The organism is Providencia sp. PROV109, from assembly GCF_033681625.1.
Lineage (GTDB): Bacteria > Pseudomonadota > Gammaproteobacteria > Enterobacterales > Enterobacteriaceae > Providencia > Providencia hangzhouensis.
Map to the genome: position 1 here is coordinate 3,845,744 of NZ_CP096320.1, position 18,650 is coordinate 3,864,393.

The following is an 18,650-nucleotide window of genomic DNA, read 5'->3' on the forward strand; positions in this document are numbered from 1 at the left end:
CTTTAGCGTAAAGAAATATTGTTTAATTTGTTTATTTTATATTATTATGAAAATCATGGAGTTTGCCTATAATCGATGAGAACAGCGCTATGCCTACCCCTTCTCCGACTGCATTTTCAAGGATAACTCGCACATCAGGACGCACGAATAGCATACTTACCATTGCTTTTCCTTTGTTATTTATTCTAATAACAACATTGATTTGGAGTGCAGAGCGAATTGTTCAACAAGAAACTAAACGCCTAGAAGTCGATTTTAGGTCACTAATAGGCTATATCAATGAACAAGAAAAGTTTTTACGATCTTTAAATAAGCAAAATCAAGATTTAATAGAGTTAGTTGAAAGCCGAACCTATGCAATACAAGAACAGTTCTTACCAACAAGGTCGCCATTATATCTACTCGAAGGTAAAGAATCTTTAGTTGCAATGCCATTTACCCTAGCTTGTGACAAGAGTTTAGAGTGTTCCAACGTTCCCAGTATATTATTTTCTTTAGGGGCCTATTTAGCTGATTACTATTCTACTTTTTGGGGAGGCTCATATTTTCCAGCTGCTGCAGTATTTTTTGTCAACGAACACGACCAAATTAGTATCAGCGTTCCTTCCGTTGGAACAGTTTTAGGAAATGAATCTATTTCTCCAAATTTGTATTACTCCGTCATTGATAGTATTAGAAAAAATTTACCTACTATTCATGCTCAATTTTTAGAATCACAAGAAAGCGATTCAAAAGACATTATCTGGTTACGTCCTGAGCCATTTGATCATATTCTCATTGGGATCATCCCTGCTGGTTTTGATGAACATTTATGGCAGAATGCTCACATTTCTCCTAAAAATATTTATGCAGTTAGTATGTTAAGCCAAGCAAGGCTTAGCGTGCTGGAGCGAATGTTAAACCCCACACTCACACATCAATTTTGGCTGATTCATGCAAAATATGGTCAGCTACTTGGAACAACCCAAGCACCTGAAGAAGAAGCATTAGAAGGTATTTTCTATACCAGAGATGGCCTAGTTCTTAAACTTTCATCTAAAACTGATGAATGGACTGGATATTATAGAATTAGTTATGCGGCTTTTTTTGAAGACAACCTGTGGCTTCCTATCAGTTTAGTTATTGCACTTTTCTTTAGTTTATTTTGTGGATGGGGATATCACCGCTGGTACCAACGAAAAATATTACAACCCGCAATAGACTCCCAGCAAGCTATCTTAGAAAATGAATCTTTTAACCAAACACTTATTGCGACAACCCCTATCGGCTTATGTGTAATAGATAAAGAAACCCAGCAGTTACGCTTTGCGAATGAGTTAGCTCGTTATTGGCTAAAAATAACCAATATATCTACTCCCCACGACCCAAATGAATATAATGAATTACTTATCAAGGTTCTTTCTGACACAGAACAGGTTAAAACTAATTTAAAGTCTGGGGAACATGTTCTTTATGTCGTAAGCACAGCAACTTATTACCAGCAGCGCCCTGTTATTTTATGCGCATTTACTGATATTACGATCCAAGCAGAAACTGAAAAACAACTTGATGATGCTAAGCGACTTGCAGAAGAAGCCAACCGAGCTAAATCCACATTTTTAGCAACAATGAGCCATGAAATACGAACCCCACTTTATGGTCTAATAGGTACATTAGAATTACTGGCAAATACCTCTCTTTCATCTCAACAAGCTCACTTTATTGATCGAATATCAACAACATCCCAATTACTTATGCAGTTAATTGGTGATATTTTAGATATTAGCAAAATAGAAGCTAATCAAATTCAAATTCATAATCAACCATTTGATTTATTAGAATTAGTGCAACAAACTGTTCAGTTATATCAAGGAATTTCTCAGCAAAAAGGGTTGCTCCTATTTGCTATTATTGACCCAAATGTACAAGCAAATAGAGTTGGTGACTCTGCCCGACTGCAACAAATTTTAGGTAATTTACTCAGTAATGCGATTAAATTTACCCACAGAGGTACTGTTACTATTGAACTTAAAAGAAGTAATAAAAATAATATATTACTACGTGTCAGTGATACAGGTGTTGGAATTAGCCCTGAACAACAAATAAAATTATTTGAGCCATTTTATCAAGCTCATTCAGAAATTCATGCTTATGGTGGTACTGGCTTAGGTCTATTTATTTGCTCTAAGCTTATCAAATTGATGGATGGGCAAATAAGTTTACAAAGCGAAACTGGAGTTGGTAGCTCGTTTCTCGTGACACTACCTTTAGCACTCGATATACAGCAAACACACTGGCTATCACTCAAAAACACCAATATTTGGTTGCAAACCCCAAACCCATTATTGACTGAAAATATAACGCAATGGCTAAAACGTTGGGGGGCCAATGTATATTTCACAGAAAATAGCCTCCCCATAGATACCTCATCCGTTATTGCCGTCGGCATCTTAATTCCATCGTTTCCTCTGCCAACTAATTGGGATGGGCAACTATGGGTAAGCACTGAAATGAATTTCAGACTATCCGAGTTAAATCAGCAGTTATTCTTACTACAAAATAATAAAGAACCGATACCCCTTATTTGTCCAACATCTCGTATACAAACTCATATGCATAAATACCCGCTTCGCGTTTTAATTGCTGAAGATAACCCCATTAACCAAGTTGTTCTACAAGAGCAACTTGAACTACTTGGTTGTAAGGTATTTATTGCCAATGATGGTGAAGAAGCGTTGGTGATCTGGGATAACGAAATTGTTGATATCATCCTTACAGACGTTAATATGCCTTATCGTAATGGTTATGAGCTTGCACAGCAGCTGCGCAGTGAAGGCGAAACATGCCCGATTGTTGGTGTTACTGCTAATGGATTAAAAGAAGAAGAAGAGCGATGCCTAGAATCTGGAATGGATTCATGGCTTGTAAAACCTATAGAGCTAGAAACCTTAGTTCAATTGTTCAACCGTTTATTCCCGATTTACTCCTCCTCAGCTTCAGAAATGGGGCCAATAAAAGTGATTAACCCGCTAAATGGGGAAGATAGAGAAAAAATTATTCGTCATTTTGTGAGCGATATTACTCGATTTTGCCAAGCGGTTGAAAATAACAACACAGAAGAATTAAAACAGTTATCCCATCGTATCCGTGGTGCATTAATTAGTGTTGAACAACGTGAGTTAGCTAATCAGCTTCGTGAGTTTGAAACAGCATTAGATTCACGGACATCAACATACATTGATACCCAGATTAGTCAGAATATCTGCAACCAATTAGCTAATTGGATAAAAAAAATTAGTCAAACAAATGATGTGTGAGGCAATAACTAATTAACGCTTGATTATTATCAACACCCAATTTACGCATTGCAGCATTTTTCTGTAGGCTGATAGTTTTATCACTGCGGTTTAATTGCTTAGCAATATCAACAATAGGCTTACCTTGAACAAAAAGGCGCAGTACCTCAAGTTCACGAGGTGATAATGTCTTTACCCTATCATTTAATGTTACTGCATTACGGCTTTTTAATGTCGTTGTCATATCTGCAACAGGAACACGATATTGGCGACCTTGCCCCGCTAATGTGATAGCTTTCATCAGGTCACCTAATGGTGCCTCTTTTGACACCACCGCACTCACCCCAGAATCATATAACATTTGTACAATCATTGGGTTAGATACCATCGTTAATACAATCACTGCAATATTTGGATATTGACGACGTAAAAATTGAATATAATTCTGTCCATCGCTAGATTGGGTATTATTAGGCATCATATAATCAGTTACGATCACATCAACCTCATTTTTTTTCAAAAAAGCAAATAGTTCAGCATCCTGAGTGTAAGCACCTAAAATGTCTAAATTCATTGATTGAGAATGTGTATCTTTCAAACCTGAAAGCACAATGGGATGATCATCAACTAATACTAATTTGAGTTTTTTCATTTAATAATACTCAGCATCAGAATATATATATTCAATATAACACCATAGAAAAAATGTCAATTAACACTCTTAATATGAAACAACAACTCGAACTGTTTTAGAAAACGGACCAGAAGCGATAGTACTGCCCGCTATCTTGCTTAATGTCGCAGTAAAAGGGACATTAATCGGTGATTGTGGCATGATTTCACCAATACTGTAGCTTTCATTATAGTTAATATCAGTTGAATTACGGGTTAATAGTGTTTGTAACCCATTGCCCATATCAAGATATTTTCCACCTAGCACCGTATTATTATTGGGTTCAAAACGTACTGATATATTTAGCCCTGTTTCGCAATCTTGTGGCACTGACATACCTAAATTAAAAGTTCGGCTAACCACTTCTCCCGCATTCATTTGTTTAGGTGAAATTGAGTCAAAGTTTACACTTCCCCCATTAGAAGCCGTGATATTCACCGCAGGTGCAGGGCAGAGCAAGGTTAAGTTACCTTTAATACGCACATAAGTTGGCCCGCCTAAATCCTTACCTAAATAATCCACATGGGTTCCTAATAAAAATAGCCCTGTATCAAAAGGTTTAAGAGCGTTTGCCCCCTTATAGACATAAAAGTTATACATGAAAGCAATATTGCGTGTAATTCCTGTTTCTGGTTGATTCCAATACCCCAAATAAATATTTGGAACAGTTGGGTTGGTTATCGTTACTGGACTAGGAGATGAAATTGCATTTTGTTGCGTCACACTGACACCACTATTAATCAATAATGTTTTAATTGCAGTTGGCATTGTATTTTTAAAGTAAACGGCATTAGTTGTACTTGATGAGCCAGTAAACTCACATCTCACTGATATATATGAGCTCAATGCTGATGTCAATAAGGTACCATTTGGAATTGAAGTACTACTATTTGTAATATCAAAGGTTAATTCTTGTTCTATAGTTGTAGCTCCTGAACTCGGTATACAATTATTAACCGCAGCTACTGATTGAAAACTTAGCAAAAATAAAAATAATATAGCGAATGAATTTATTTTATTAAAAATTAACATAATTTATCTCTTATCCTTTTCATTTGATAAGGAGCAAGTTGTATTACATGTATATTTCAATAAGTTTGGTGTTCCATAATCATCAATATAAGTAATAACCATTTTCGGCGATTTCACTTGTTTATCTGATAGAAAATATGTTGAATTGCTATTTGGCTTTATGACAATTTCTTTAAAATCAGGAACTTTAGATTCATTATCATTAACATTAATCACAACAATGTGATAGGGTGTCGGGTTAGTTAATTTTAACGAGTTTCCCATTTTTTCCACTTTCAATTCTTTCTGCCAATCATTGTTAGGGTATTTTTTCAATTCACTTGGACGATAAAATAATTTAAAGCGTGATTGAATAACAATTTCAACAGCATTTTCTAGTTTAGTTTTCGGTGGAATACCCAAGACATTAAAGTAAAATAAAGACTCTTGGTTGTTCGGTATTTTCACGTCATTTTTTGATAAACTAATTCTAACCTGTTTCTTTTGATTCGCTTCAACACGTTGCAATAAAGGCAAAGCAATTAGTGGCTCTGAAATTTTTTCACCATTTTCATTCTCGACCCATGACTGAACTAAATAAGGGTCTTTTTTATCAATATTCTCAATCACAACGCTAACACCTTTACTTGCTTCATCATAAATAACGCGAGTACGGTCAACAGAAATTGATGCATGTGTGTATGTGCTAATCAAGATTAAAGCACTTATTATTAATTTAAATTTTTTCATGATTTTCTATTCTTTATTACAGGTTATATTCTTACTGGCTAAATGGCTTTGTTTTCCTAACATAATTCGACATGACTGGTCACCACTCCATTTAACCGTTAATTTTTGATCTGGTTGGAAGCCCGTTAAATAAACTTGCCCTTCCTCTGCAATCATTCCCAATACACTATTATTATCAGAGCCATAAACTAAAGCACCAAATGGGGGCGTATTTCCGTCAGGGAATTTAATTGTAACTAACGCTTTTTCCCCCACTAATGTATTGAGTTTTGAATAACCAACCGCACCATCAGTTAAATTTGATTCAATCACGCTGTCATCAATGCTGACATTGTCTGGTACATTATTAAGGTCTACATACTGGGTCGACCTATAATAGGTTGGAACATTACTAATTGCGGCTAAACCAAACCCATTCGTAACTGATTCATTTTTATTAATTGATACCCCTTTCGCTTTATCTGTATCAATAACCATACGAGCTTGGTTATCATAAACTCGTCGGTGTAAGACTGGGCCTTGGTTGGTAATCGTCAAGGAGCCATCTAGTGACCCACTTAATGTATGGTAATCTTCACCATACGATCCCGTTAGTTGTGCAGTACCATATTGCGTATCACGATAAACGGATGCATTCATTGCCGCATTTTCAAAAAGGTCTTTACTTGATAAACCTAAGCTAACATTATTGTCATTAATTTTAGAATTGTAATTAATATTACTATTATATTTTTTATCAATATCATTATAAGAACTAAAGTATTGAATCCGTGAGTTTCTTTCACCACCAAATGGTATACTTAACGAAAGATATGCTTGCTTAGAGCGTTTACCTTTTACGTAGCTACTTTCACCAATTGATAATGATAAAATCGCATTATTTATAAAACTTGTATTTATGGTTTTATTAAACGATAAATTGAGAGTATTGTTATTTTTTGATTCTTTCCAATAACTTTCCCGTGAGTAACTTAAACTTATATCTGCCTGTAAATCAGGGAGTTGTTGTGTAAAAGAAGTCGTAAATACATTTTTCTGCCGATAATGTGGCGTTAACGGAGTTTCTTTTAAGCTAATATAATCATTCACTGACATAAAGCCTTCATTAGAAAACTGGTACCCTGTTAAATCCAATCGACTTGAATTCGAAAAACGTTTTGCATAATTAATACGGTAACTTTCACCAGTACGTAAAGCGATATCCTGTAGTTGATTCTTCGACTGTGTAATATCGAAAGATATTGCACCAAAGCGTTCCATATTTACCCCAACACCTGCATTATAGGCATGATATTCATCATTAGAGGTTGCAAAAATACCACCAAAAATAGATAAATTGTTGAGGATCCCCCAAGAAGCTTCAGTTGATATAAAGTCATCATTGATGTTTTTATATCCCATTGGGTCTAACCGGCCTGCATTCAGTTTATATTGCACCATGCCTGGGCGTGTTAAAAAAGGAATATTGGTCGAGGAAACTTGGTACTCACGTATAGAGCCATCTTCTTCTGTAATTTTAACATCAAGAGTCCCTGATAAAGAGGAACTCAAATTATCAATTGAAAAAGGCCCTGGTGCCACTTTCATTTGATTCAAGATACGTCCATTTTGTGAGATAGTGACTGTCGCATTACTTGTCGCGGTTCCTGTGACACTCGGTGCATACCCTCTTAGAGAAGCCGGTAGCATGTTCTCATCCGTAAAGACACTAACGCCGTTAAAGCGTACAGAATCAAATACATTACTTACTGTATAATACTTACCCGCAAAAAATTTTGCGGATAAACTAGGTAAATCTGTAAATAAATAAGTTTGCACCCATTTAAAATTATCATTTTCATTATCATTAAAATCTTTTTGATATTGATAATTACTGCGAACACGCCAACGCCCTACATTCGCACCAATAGAACCGAATGAGCTAAAATTATTAATATCTCGAGTATTCTTATACTTAATATAGTTTTCAACAAAGTTGTAATCCAATACGAGTGCATTAACTCCAACTTCCCGCTGCATGGGCGGAACCCAATTGTCATCAGAATACTGAAAATAAGCTTGAGGTATTGAAAGCATTAACTCTTGCTTTTCATCATCGAATCTTGCCTGAATATTTTTATCCTGTGATGCAAGATCATAACACTGACCATTTTCCCATGTTGGTACTTCTTTAATAAATTCTTCTTTTAACCCAATAACTTCTACTAAGTTTCTAGAAATACAAGGTTGTATATTTTCGTCTTTATTTAAAAAATTTATTTGATCAAAATAATTGATTCTTCGACCATTTACCGATACATTAGAAAAATAAGAACCTTCACTAATTTTATTTTTCTCAAATGCACTTAAATCTATATTAGTATTACCCAAAATAGATAATGCGTCTTCATTAAATTGAACAGAATCCGCATTAACATAGTAAGTGTAAAACAATAAACTAGATACTAAACTAGTCACTATGTTTTTATTAAAATTGTTCTTTTTCATTAGCCGCAATATTCTATAATGGATTTATTGAATGAACTCATATAACTGAAAATGCTGTGAAGCAATTGCTATACACAGCATAATCAGCAAATATAAGATTTATTATTTTTTTAATGTTTTTATATTAATACTTATTGGTAATCTAAAACGTAAGCGACTGTAGATTTAACAGAACCGGCTGTAGCTGCACCTAATGCCTGCATACGAGCAGATAAATTAATAACATTTGTCCCTGCGTTTAAGCTTTGCTCAACAGTATCATTTGTTTTTAAATTTGTTCCACTTGCATTTTGGAATAACACACCAACATTGGTAGCAGTACCAGTACTTGCCCATAAGGTGCCAGCTGCATCCATTTGGCCCGTAAATTTAACTGTTACTTTAGAATAATCAGTACCACTTGCGGTAGGGTCCAAAATACAATCCGTTAATTCTAATGTGAAATCAACATTTGGACCTTGTGAACCAGCTGTTTGTAATGATGCAGCTGGAACAGAACCTAATTGAACTTCTTTGTTAACAGAAGAAGGAGCAATGGTACAAGCACCAGTATTCACAGTACCATTGAATTCAATAGTACCGCTTCCTACATCCGCAGCAAATGAAGTTGATGCAGCAGTGAATGTTAATGCGATAATTGAAGATGCTAATAGCGTCTTTTTCATTTTAAACCCTTATTTCATGATATTATTAATATATACTAAGGCAATACCTTAGTTGGTACACAGCCATATCAATAATTTTATTGATATAACTAGAATTTAGTTAACTTTATTCTTATCATTATTTTAATGACTTGAGATTTTCGATAACATGTGAAGTAATATAACCACTAATATGAACCGTAAATATAAGGAGATCCTTAAAACAAATACTAACCTTCATTTTTTTTATTGTTTGAATAAAAACCATGACTTAATAATGAGTTATATTCAGAGGTCCAGCTATTTGATTGTTCTAAATCTATATCTTCAAGGAAATAATGAACACTGACTTTAAGGAAGTCTGCAATCATAACTAAAGAATCAATATCTATTCTGTTAATACCTCGTTCATAGCGAGAAAACTGCTGTTGACTAACATTCAAAGCCATTGCCACTTCAGTTCCTGTTAATCCATACTCCCTTCTAAGCTTCTTTATTCTGCTCCCTACTATTTTGGCAATAGGATATCTAGCTGCCATTTTTATTTCCTTTCTGAAAAATACAAAGTAGATACTGAATAACGTAAGAATAACTAACTGCGAGCAATACTAATTAAATAAAATAAAAATAACAAACTCACATACGAGTAATAAATAAAACCAAACATTAATTTTATTTATTGAAAATGCTGATTATTAACTATTAATATCTGGTTACCCTTAATATAAGTAAGGTTTATGAAACAATGTCTAACGAACTCGTCATTTTTCGGGTAAACACCATCACTAAATATAGTTACTTATCTCATATATTTAAAAAAAACAGTTTTTTTATCCAACAAGTCTTAAACGCCACATGTTATTAATTAACAAGATGTTAACATTTCCTTTTTAATGGAATTTTATATCACCAAAACTTGGTGATACCCGTACCTAAAAAAATAATAAACTTTAAGACTATAAACTTTCTTGAGGCTTTATTAAGCCCTTAACTAAATGCCCTACCTATTGAAGTTATTAAGATTATTCATTCCTACATTCTTTAAATATTTCGTTATTATCCATATCATTTTTATTAGTTAACCATAATAGAATAAAAAAATGGAATAAAAACAATATTCTCAAGAATCGTAGAAATGTTTTAAATTCTTAAACATGGTGCGCCAAGTACACCTGAATTTAAGGCAGCACTAAAAGCAGAGTCTTTTGGTCGGCGCCTCCTAGTTAGTATGAATTTTTTACCTTCGTTTTTGGCATCTTCAACTAATTTTCTCACTAGCTCTAGATTACTCGGTTTTATCAGAAAGTACTCCATTTTCAATATTCCATTAATTCGTTCTGCTAAAGCATTTTGGCAACAATCGTAGCTATCTATCATAGAACATTGAATATTATGTTCTTTATGTATTTCCTGATACTCCGAAGAACAAGATTGTATCCCCCGACCTTAATGATGGATCAGCTTTCTTTCGCTCCTCAATCCTATCCAGTATTTTGTAATAGGCCTGTCGACTGATTTGCATAAAGTGACAAGCTATTGTTACGTTGAGGTTGTAATCCTTTTTTCTTTAATAGTAGAAAACCCACATTTTCATCCCATATTCGCCCTAGAAATGCATGGGATAAATAAGACCATAATAGATTTAGAAGGCATAATAAATGCTAACTAATTGTTTTGTAATATATTTTGTTTTATCTACTTTACCGGATAAAAATAAGTGAAAAATATCAGAATATCACCTTCATTTTACCCCCATCAAAAATAACATTAAAAAACAAACGATTAGGCTAGTTTTCTATGCGAGTGAATTAATCTAACGCGATAAAGTCATTTCAAACTCATAAATGGATGTAAATAAATATCTCAATAACTCGGTTTTTGATTATTTAAAATATATTTCACTGCTTAAATACTCCTGTAATGCGTTTATTTGTTTTTATGGGTTATGTTGGCGTTTAATGCTTATGGTGAGTTGTTTTTTGGCTTAAAGATCTGCATTCAACGCCTTAACGCGATGCTAGTGATAATGTTAATAAATATTTCGTTTTTTATTTTCTTTTAATTTCAATGCGTTAATTTAATATATTTCGTTACATTCTACCGGCGAAATACATACTTTAGCGATATCTGGTTACTCATTTTATGGATATTATTTGTTTCGTTCTTCACAACAGATAAAAATTTTTAATTAAATGACTTAATATAAGGTAGATAACATGAATAAGACTTTAATTGCATTATGCTTAGCGTTAACGACAACTTCTATTTCTGCAATGGCTGCGGATGCCGGTTCTGGTAAAATTACGTTTAAAGGCACAATTAATAGCGGTGCATGTACAATTGCACCGACTGATGTGAATAAAGAAGTTCAATTAGGTAATATTGCCGCGGTTAATTTAGATGCTGCAGGTAAAAAAGGCCCACTCAATTCATTTGAATTAAAATTACAAGATTGCCAATTAGACCCAAGTGCTTCAGGTACTCCTTATTCTAAAGTAAAAATTACGTTTAATGGCCAACCTGATGCCACAAACGCATCTTTATGGTCAAGCACGGGTAGCGCAAATAACGTTGCAGTTTCATTCTTAGACAATGCAGGTAAAGCCATTAAACCCGGTGATACTTTAGAGCAAACACTGAAAGCGTCTGACACCACAATTATTTTGTCTGCTCAAGCAGAAGCAACCGGTGCCGCCACTTCAGGTAGCATCAACTCTATCGCAAACTACGTATTAAGCTACGAATAAGATAGCCATCATGCCTAAGCAAAAGCTTTACGCTAATTAGCGTAAAGCTTTGTATTCCCACTATCGATTATCATAAGAGTGCCAACATGTATTTTAAGAAAAAAAATATAGGTTATATTATCTCACTCATTATGTGTGGTGGGTATACAAATGCGGAAACTTTTAATATCAATGCCCTTAATTTGTCTGCAGACGACAATATTGACCTAAGCTATTTTGAAAAAAATAGTTTAAGTGAAGGTTTATATGAATCGGATATTATTTTAAATGATAAAAAAATTATCCGCGGCGAAAAAATTAAGTTTATTAATCATGACGGAACGATTGAGCCGTGTATTACGGCACAATTAATAAAACGTTTTCCCTTAAATGAAGAAGCGAAAGAAATATTACTTTCGTCTCAAGAAAACGCATGTATTAATTTATTCTCTCTCGATAAAAACGTGGCTATCGATTTTAATGATAGCGAACAAGTCCTGAGTATTTCGATACCTCAGAAATATATGGCATCGACTTATTCTTCGTGGGTGAGTCCTGAAATGCGCGATTATGGGATTGCGGGGTTAATTTTAGATTATACGATTAGCGATAATCATTTAATCCGTAAAAACGAAGAAACACGTAACCAACTCTATGCCTTCGGGAATGTGGGTGCTAACTTCGCGCAATGGCGTTTACGGGCAAATTACCAATATGAGAATAAATTGGCGGGCGAAGATGGACGGGGTAGCAAGAAACGCAACTTAGATTGGGACCAAGTCTACGCTTTTAGGGACATTGCCAGCTTATCGGCGAAGTTGTTTGCCGGGGAAATTTTCATTAAATCAGACTTGTTTGATAGCGTGCGTTTCAAAGGCGTGAGCATGTTTACCGATGAAAGCATGATGCCACCGAACCTCAGAGGGTATGCCCCTCAAATTACTGGGGTTGCCGCCTCAAACGCAACGGTGACCTTATCACAAAATGGCCGTATCATCAGCCAAGTGAAAGTGCCGGCGGGCCCTTTTGTGATTAAGGATTTAAGTCAATCCATCATGGGCACCATTGATGTGACCGTGGCAGAGGATAACGGTAAAGAAACGAAATTCCAGTTTACGACAACCAATATTCCGTTTTTAACCCGTAAAGGGCAAGCGCGCTACACCTTGAATTTAGGTCAGCTATCCCCGAAAAATGGCACCCATGCTGACGACAATTTTATGACTGTCGAAAGCTCTGTTGGGGTGTTTAACCATACCTCTGTTTTTGGCGGAATCGTGGCGACATCAGGGAATAAATATAAAGCCATTAACCTCGGCATTGGCCAAAATATCGGCTTTTTAGGGGCTTTTTCGGTGGATATCACCCAATCTTACGCCGACACCTTATTGGGGCGTGAGAAAGGCAAAAGCTACCGTATTAACTATGCCAAAGATTTACCGAGTATTGATGGGCAGTTGACATTAACCGGGTACCGTTTTGCCGACAGAACCTTTAACTCTTTATCCAATTTTGTTGAGCAAAACTTTGTCGACAGACAAGATAGCGATACCAATAAAGACAAACATGTTTTTTCATTGTCTTACGCTCAGCAATTACGTGGAATGAATGCGAGTGCGAATATCACCGCATCACGTAAAACCTATTGGAATGGTAAGCAAAATAACTATTTCAGTGTGGGGCTCAATAAATTCTTCGATGAAGGCGTCATGAAAGGTGGGAATATCTCCCTGTCTTTAAACCAAGTCCGTGGGGCGAATAATAAAACGGATAACCAAGTTTATTTATACGTCAGCAAACCATTAAGTACTGAAAACCAAAATGCATCGATATCGTATTTCGCCTCTTACAGTGACAGCAACAAGCGCTATGCAAATAACGTGAATTACAGTCGTCATGTTGATAGCAACACGAACTATAATTTAACCGCATCGACCCAAGATGGGTTATCGGAAGGGATGGTGAGCACCTATGTATCACACAGTGCGGATGCCGGCCAAGTCCAAGTGACGGGGTCATTATCGGATTCCATGACGTCGCTAAGTATGACCATGAGTGGCTCGGTCACCGCGACACAGCACGGTATTTCTGCGCACCGTTTAACGTATCGTGACCAATCTCGTTTAGTGGTTGATGTGCCAAATGCGCAAGGCGTGATGATTGAAAATGGCCATGCGACGACGAATAGCCGTGGGTTAGCCACCATCAGTAACGTTCCGACCTACTATAATATGGAATACAAGGTGGATGTGAACAACCTGCCAGACACCGTAAACATTGATGATAATGTTTTAGCGTCTACACTCACTGATGGGGCAATCGGTTATGCTAAAATGGATGCAGATATTGGTAAGTCACTGATAACACGAATTAAGCTGGCTAATGGTCAATACCCACCATTAGGCTCAGTGGTGAAAAATAACGTAACGGGTAAAGTTTCAGGCATTATTGCTGAATCCGGTATCGTCTACTTAACCGGGTTGAACATGGGCGACCAACTTAGCGTTAACTGGGGAGATGCACAAGCGTGTACGTTCTTAGCGGACAGTCTCCTGGCTAAAAGTAGCGATTCAATTGCTTGTCGTCACTAATGTGATTTCAATGGGTGAAAAAATGACATTATTTAAAAAAGTACTTTCCGTTGTTTTACTCTCAAGCGTCATGAGCCAAGCGTATGCCGTTCTTGGGTTAGATAGAACCCGTGTTATTTTTAATGAAGCCGATGGCGGAACCAGTATCGTTGTTGAAAACCAAGATACCGCCTCTTCGTTTTTAGCGCAGACATGGATAGAAAACCAAAAAGGTGAAAAGCTGACTAACTCACTAGTGGCGTTACCTTTTTTACAAAAAATTGGCCCTAAACAGAAAAAACAAATCAAAATTGCGTATATGGATGGGCAAAATACCTTACCCACGGACAGGGAGAGTCTGTTGTATTTCAATGTATTAGGTATTCCACCGCAAGGTAAAGAAGCGAATGCGGTTCAGTTTACTATCCAATCACGCTTAAAACTGTTTTATCGCCCAAAAGGTATTGACTACAAAGTCTCTGCCGAGAAAGATTTTCAGCGCGATTTAAAAGTCACAAAACAAGGTGGACAGATTACGTTGTCCAATCCAACCCCGTTTAATATTGTGATCACCAATATCAATGTTGACCAAAGTAAGGATAAAGATTTTCCTGAAGTGCTTGTCGCCCCGTTTAGTGATTCAACCGTGACATTGAAAAACCCGGCATGGAATAGTTTTGAAGTCGCTTATATTGATGACTTCGGTGGTCTGAAATTTAATAAATACCAGTGCGCCGCAGCACAGCCTTGCCAATTATTGCCACAGGCGAAATAAAAAATACAAATGTGGGAACTTACTGAAATGAAATTTAAAAAACGGTCATGGCAAAGTGGCGTGTTCTTTCTCCTTCTGATGTCAACTTCTGCCGCGTATGCCGGAGTGACATGCCGACCGGGTAATAGTGTACCCGGCTCGACGGGAAATGCGTGGAACCCACTTCCTGAAGTCTATATTGATATGAATACAACCCCCGGCACCGTTGCTCCCGGCACTCTATTGGGCTCTGCCAGTAGTGGTTTCTTTTCATGGGCTTGTGTGTTTTCAGGCTCAAAGGCGGAGCGGACAATTTGGTTTAACAACCAAACGCCAACAACCATAAAAAATACACTTAAAAACAGCGGTGTTAGGCTTTATCAGGACAGTATGTATAGTGGCTCTGTTGAAATAACTGCGGCCAACACCCCGCAGTTAGAAGTGGGCGTCTGGGAAGCGGGCCCTAAAAATGTGCTATTTGGTTACACGTATCGAGTGGTCAGAGGTACGGGAGAGTTAAAATCTTTTGATACCGGTGTTTTTAATGTTGGTTATCACAGTGATTACCAGAGAAAAAGTTTAGGGGATATCTATCAGGCGAGGATTATCGGGAAATTGGTGAACTATTGCCCAACACCGATTGTCCGCATGAGCGATAAAGTGGTTGATTTTAAAGAGCTCACGGCTGAAAATTTTGAAGGTGGTCAAACAGTTAGAGAAAACTTTTCATTAGATTTAGTGCCCGATTCAACGTGTGATGCGGCATTAGAAGTCAGTGTTGCGTTCCAAAGCAACAGTGGCGTGATAAATAAAAAGTACATCGTCTTTAACAATGGCCTACAAGCTGCAATTACAGACAGAACCAATAACCAACAGGTTGCGTTTGATCAGTATTATTATAAAGGGAGTATCAGTAAACAACAGCCCGGCTATTTCCCTTACAGTATCGAGTTATCCAAGAAAGATGCTGAAGCCATTAAATCAGGGCAGTTCAGTAACACTGTGAATGTTTTATTTACCTACCGTTAGTGAGTTTTAGGTTTGTATTAAGTCAATATCACCTTTGTGCGGTGGTATTGGCTTAGCCTAAAATGGAGGAGAGATAATGAGATTTTTGCCTTAATCTCTACAATGTCACTTACTATTAGTAAAAATAGTAGAAATATAAAGAAGGCGTGTGATATTAAGAAAGAGATAATTCAAATCAAAGATCCTCTACGCCCATGAAAAATATAATTACTTAATTCAACACCATTTACAGCTTAAAACTCAAGTCATAAAACAGATACTTCCCCCTCTCATCCCATTGTGGTGATTTCCGCCAAAGAAAACTATCACATTGACAAACTTGCTATACAATTTAATCATGCACTGCCCACCAACGCCTACATATTTAGGTTGATAAACACCCATCGTAATTGAGGCTATAACCATGAACAACGCGCCATCTTTCCGAGACATCATTTATAGTCTTATAGGGAGTATCCCAAGAGGTAGAGTTGTCACTTACGGAACGTTGGCAAAAATGGCAGGTTACCCAGCTCATGTACGCCAAGTTTGCCAAGTTATTAGAACCATCCCTGCGGGAAGTTCTTTGCCTTGCCACCGTATTATTAATAGTCAGGGTAAGTTATCAGTCAAAGGCGAGTGCTATCTACGTCACAAACAAGCCCTTATAGATGAAGGTATTATTTTTGACTTGAACGATAAAATAAAACTAAAGGACTATTTCTGGGAAGGATTTGATTAGCTCTTTCATTCTATTAAGTATAAAAATAATTTTTACCGTAATATTGTAATTGTTGGTACTTAGTAAAATAAACTGTCTCACTCACAGCTGTTTATTTTTATAATTACTATCTAATCTAGTTCCTATGTTTAAAATAACAAAATCATAACTTACATCCTCATTGGTTGCCCTTCATCCAATGAATTAAAAGTAGGGCAACCAATGGTTTTTCAATTAAATATCAAAACGCTAACTTCCCGGTGTGAAATAAATCGGGGAACCAGGCCCTACAGGAATCCCTAATACAAATACCCATACGATAAAGAATAATGACCAACCAATGAAGAAAATGATGGAATAAGGCAACATCATTGAGACAAGTGTACCAATCCCTGCATCTTTCTTATATTTCACAACAATCGCCATAATTAAGCCAAAGTAGCTCATCATCGGTGTGATAATATTCGTGACCGAATCACCAATTCGGTATGCCGCTTGAATAGTTTCTGGCGCATAGCCCGCTAACATTAGCATAGGAACAAAAATAGGTGCCGTTACCGCCCATTGGGCTGATGCTGAGCCAATCATTAAATTAATAAATGCACAGATAAGAATAAAGCCAATAAACAGCACACCACCGTGAAGGTCGATACTATTTAAGAAGTTGGCACCTTTAACTGCGATAACTTGCCCGATGTTTGTCCAACCAAAGAAAGCAACAAATTGTGCCGCGAAGAAAATAATGACAAGGTATAAACCGAGCGTACTCATTGCTCCAGCCATTGCATCAACAATGTCTTTATCCGAGCGCATAGTTTTAGCAATATAACCATACACGATGCCTGGAACGGCAAAGAAGACAAAAATAAAGACCACAATACCTTTTAAGAACGGCGAGTTGCTGACTAATCCCGTTTCCTGATTCCGTAATATTCCGTTCTCTGGTACCACCATCAACGCCAAAATTGCCGCTAATCCCCAGAAGGTAACTGATGCCCAGAATAACGCTTTTTTCTCGAGTGGAGTAACGTTTGCAGAAGCATAAAGGCTATTTTCATCTTCATCAACGGCACCACCTGTATATGGACCCAACTGGGGTTCCACAATTTTTTCGGTGATCAAATAACCTAAAATAGTGATTAAAAACGTACTGGCAAACATAAAGTACCAGTTTGCTTCTGCACCCACGATATAAGTTGGATCAATGATTTGCGCAGCTTGCTGAGTGATACCCGAAAGTAACGGGTCAACCGTACCTAATAGTAAGTTTGCTGAATAACCACCTGAAACACCAGCAAATGCGGCGGCAAGACCCGCTAAAGGATGACGACCTAATGAGTGGAAAATAATGGCAGCCAGTGGAATAAGTACCACATAGCCCAATTCTGCGGCGGTGTTTGACATGATCCCCGCAAACACGATAGCCATTGTGGTTAATTTTCGCGGAGCTTTGGTGACAATTAAGCGCATAGCCGCGGAAAGTAAGCCGGCCCGCTCTGCAATTCCAACCCCTAATAATGCCACTAATACCGTCCCTAATGGTGCGAAACCTGTAAAGTTGGTGACGACATTCGCAATAATTTTTCGGATCCCTTCGGCATCCAATAAACTTACAATATGAATAATACCATCTTCTGCCCGCCCTTTTGCGCCTTCTGGGCGCGGATCTGGCACGCTTACACCAAAGTACTGACCAATTGCTGAGGAAACTAATAAAATTGCAATTAAAATAATAAATAAAATGACGGGATGTGGTAGTGCATTACCTAGCCACTCAACCGTTCGCAAAAAACGGCTTCCCTCTTGCTTCTTTTGTTCCATATTTTCTCCTTATAAACAAGAAAAACGGACATTACACAATGTTTTTGTTTTTTACCATTTACAAATAGATCATTTCAAATCAACAAAATTCACACAATTTAGACATAAAATTCAACATAATTAGGGATAATTCATTTTTATTAGTCATTAATATTATTAATTTAAATAAAGGCACCAATTAAAACCAAAGTAAATCAGATAAATTAATTT

Annotated in this window: 13 protein-coding genes and 1 pseudogene; 6 read left to right on the plus strand and 8 right to left on the minus strand. The window is 36.7% G+C overall.

Going from position 1 to position 18,650, the window contains the following annotated elements:
* Positions 1 to 89: 89 nt before the first annotated feature.
* Positions 90 to 3,296, plus strand: coding sequence for an ATP-binding protein (locus M1F25_RS17815; RefSeq protein WP_232368699.1), 3,207 nt, complete (start codon positions 90 to 92; stop codon positions 3,294 to 3,296).
* On the opposite strand, the gene M1F25_RS17820 is transcribed toward M1F25_RS17815, so the two are convergent.
* From M1F25_RS17820 to M1F25_RS22500, 7 genes and pseudogenes are all read right to left on the minus strand, one after another.
* Positions 3,274 to 3,927, minus strand: coding sequence for a response regulator (locus M1F25_RS17820; RefSeq protein ID WP_181488662.1), 654 nt, complete (start codon positions 3,925 to 3,927; stop codon positions 3,274 to 3,276). The genes M1F25_RS17815 and M1F25_RS17820 overlap by 23 nt on opposite strands.
* Before the next feature lie 69 nt (positions 3,928 to 3,996).
* Positions 3,997 to 4,980 (minus strand): fimbrial protein, encoded by a 984-nt coding sequence (locus M1F25_RS17825; RefSeq protein WP_181488664.1) that lies wholly within the window; start codon positions 4,978 to 4,980, stop codon positions 3,997 to 3,999.
* Between the two features lie 3 nt (positions 4,981 to 4,983).
* Positions 4,984 to 5,709 (minus strand): molecular chaperone, encoded by a 726-nt coding sequence (locus tag M1F25_RS17830; RefSeq protein ID WP_004258949.1) that lies wholly within the window; start codon positions 5,707 to 5,709, stop codon positions 4,984 to 4,986.
* A 6-nt stretch (positions 5,710 to 5,715) separates the two neighbouring features.
* A complete protein-coding gene (locus tag M1F25_RS17835) occupies positions 5,716 to 8,196 on the minus strand; it encodes a fimbria/pilus outer membrane usher protein (RefSeq protein ID WP_181488666.1) in 2,481 nt (826 codons plus the stop codon).
* 131 nt (positions 8,197 to 8,327) lie between these two features.
* Positions 8,328 to 8,861: a fimbrial protein gene (locus M1F25_RS17840; RefSeq protein WP_004258955.1), complete on the minus strand. Its 534-nt coding sequence runs from the start codon at positions 8,859 to 8,861 to the stop codon at positions 8,328 to 8,330.
* 209 nt (positions 8,862 to 9,070) lie between these two features.
* Positions 9,071 to 9,379 (minus strand): helix-turn-helix domain-containing protein, encoded by a 309-nt coding sequence (locus M1F25_RS17845; protein WP_004258958.1) that lies wholly within the window; start codon positions 9,377 to 9,379, stop codon positions 9,071 to 9,073.
* Between the two features lie 712 nt (positions 9,380 to 10,091).
* Positions 10,092 to 10,283: pseudogene (locus M1F25_RS22500) on the minus strand (integrase core domain-containing protein); the annotation flags it as partial.
* Between the two features lie 773 nt (positions 10,284 to 11,056).
* On the opposite strand from M1F25_RS22500, the gene M1F25_RS17850 reads away from it, so the two are divergent.
* The 5 genes from M1F25_RS17850 to M1F25_RS17870 all read left to right on the plus strand — a co-directional run bounded on the left by M1F25_RS17850 (position 11,057) and on the right by M1F25_RS17870 (position 16,640).
* Entirely contained in the window at positions 11,057 to 11,587 is a 531-nt protein-coding gene (locus M1F25_RS17850; protein ID WP_144396090.1) for a fimbrial protein, read from the plus strand.
* Between the two features lie 86 nt (positions 11,588 to 11,673).
* Positions 11,674 to 14,157: a fimbria/pilus outer membrane usher protein gene (locus M1F25_RS17855; RefSeq protein ID WP_181488668.1), complete on the plus strand. Its 2,484-nt coding sequence runs from the start codon at positions 11,674 to 11,676 to the stop codon at positions 14,155 to 14,157.
* A gap of 22 nt (positions 14,158 to 14,179) precedes the next feature.
* Complete coding sequence (locus M1F25_RS17860) at positions 14,180 to 14,911, plus strand: molecular chaperone (protein WP_164560871.1); 732 nt, start codon at positions 14,180 to 14,182, stop codon at positions 14,909 to 14,911.
* A 27-nt stretch (positions 14,912 to 14,938) separates the two neighbouring features.
* On the plus strand, positions 14,939 to 15,919 hold the full coding sequence (locus M1F25_RS17865) for a hypothetical protein (RefSeq protein ID WP_175427131.1): 981 nt from the start codon (positions 14,939 to 14,941) through the stop codon (positions 15,917 to 15,919).
* Positions 15,920 to 16,322: 403 nt separating this feature from the next.
* Positions 16,323 to 16,640, plus strand: a complete 318-nt coding sequence (locus M1F25_RS17870) for an MGMT family protein (RefSeq protein WP_094961548.1) — start codon at positions 16,323 to 16,325, stop codon at positions 16,638 to 16,640.
* 228 nt (positions 16,641 to 16,868) lie between these two features.
* Here M1F25_RS17870 and M1F25_RS17875 read toward each other — a convergent pair whose 3' ends face one another.
* Positions 16,869 to 18,440: an AbgT family transporter gene (locus M1F25_RS17875; protein ID WP_110591172.1), complete on the minus strand. Its 1,572-nt coding sequence runs from the start codon at positions 18,438 to 18,440 to the stop codon at positions 16,869 to 16,871.
* Between the last annotated feature and the right edge of the window lie 210 nt (positions 18,441 to 18,650).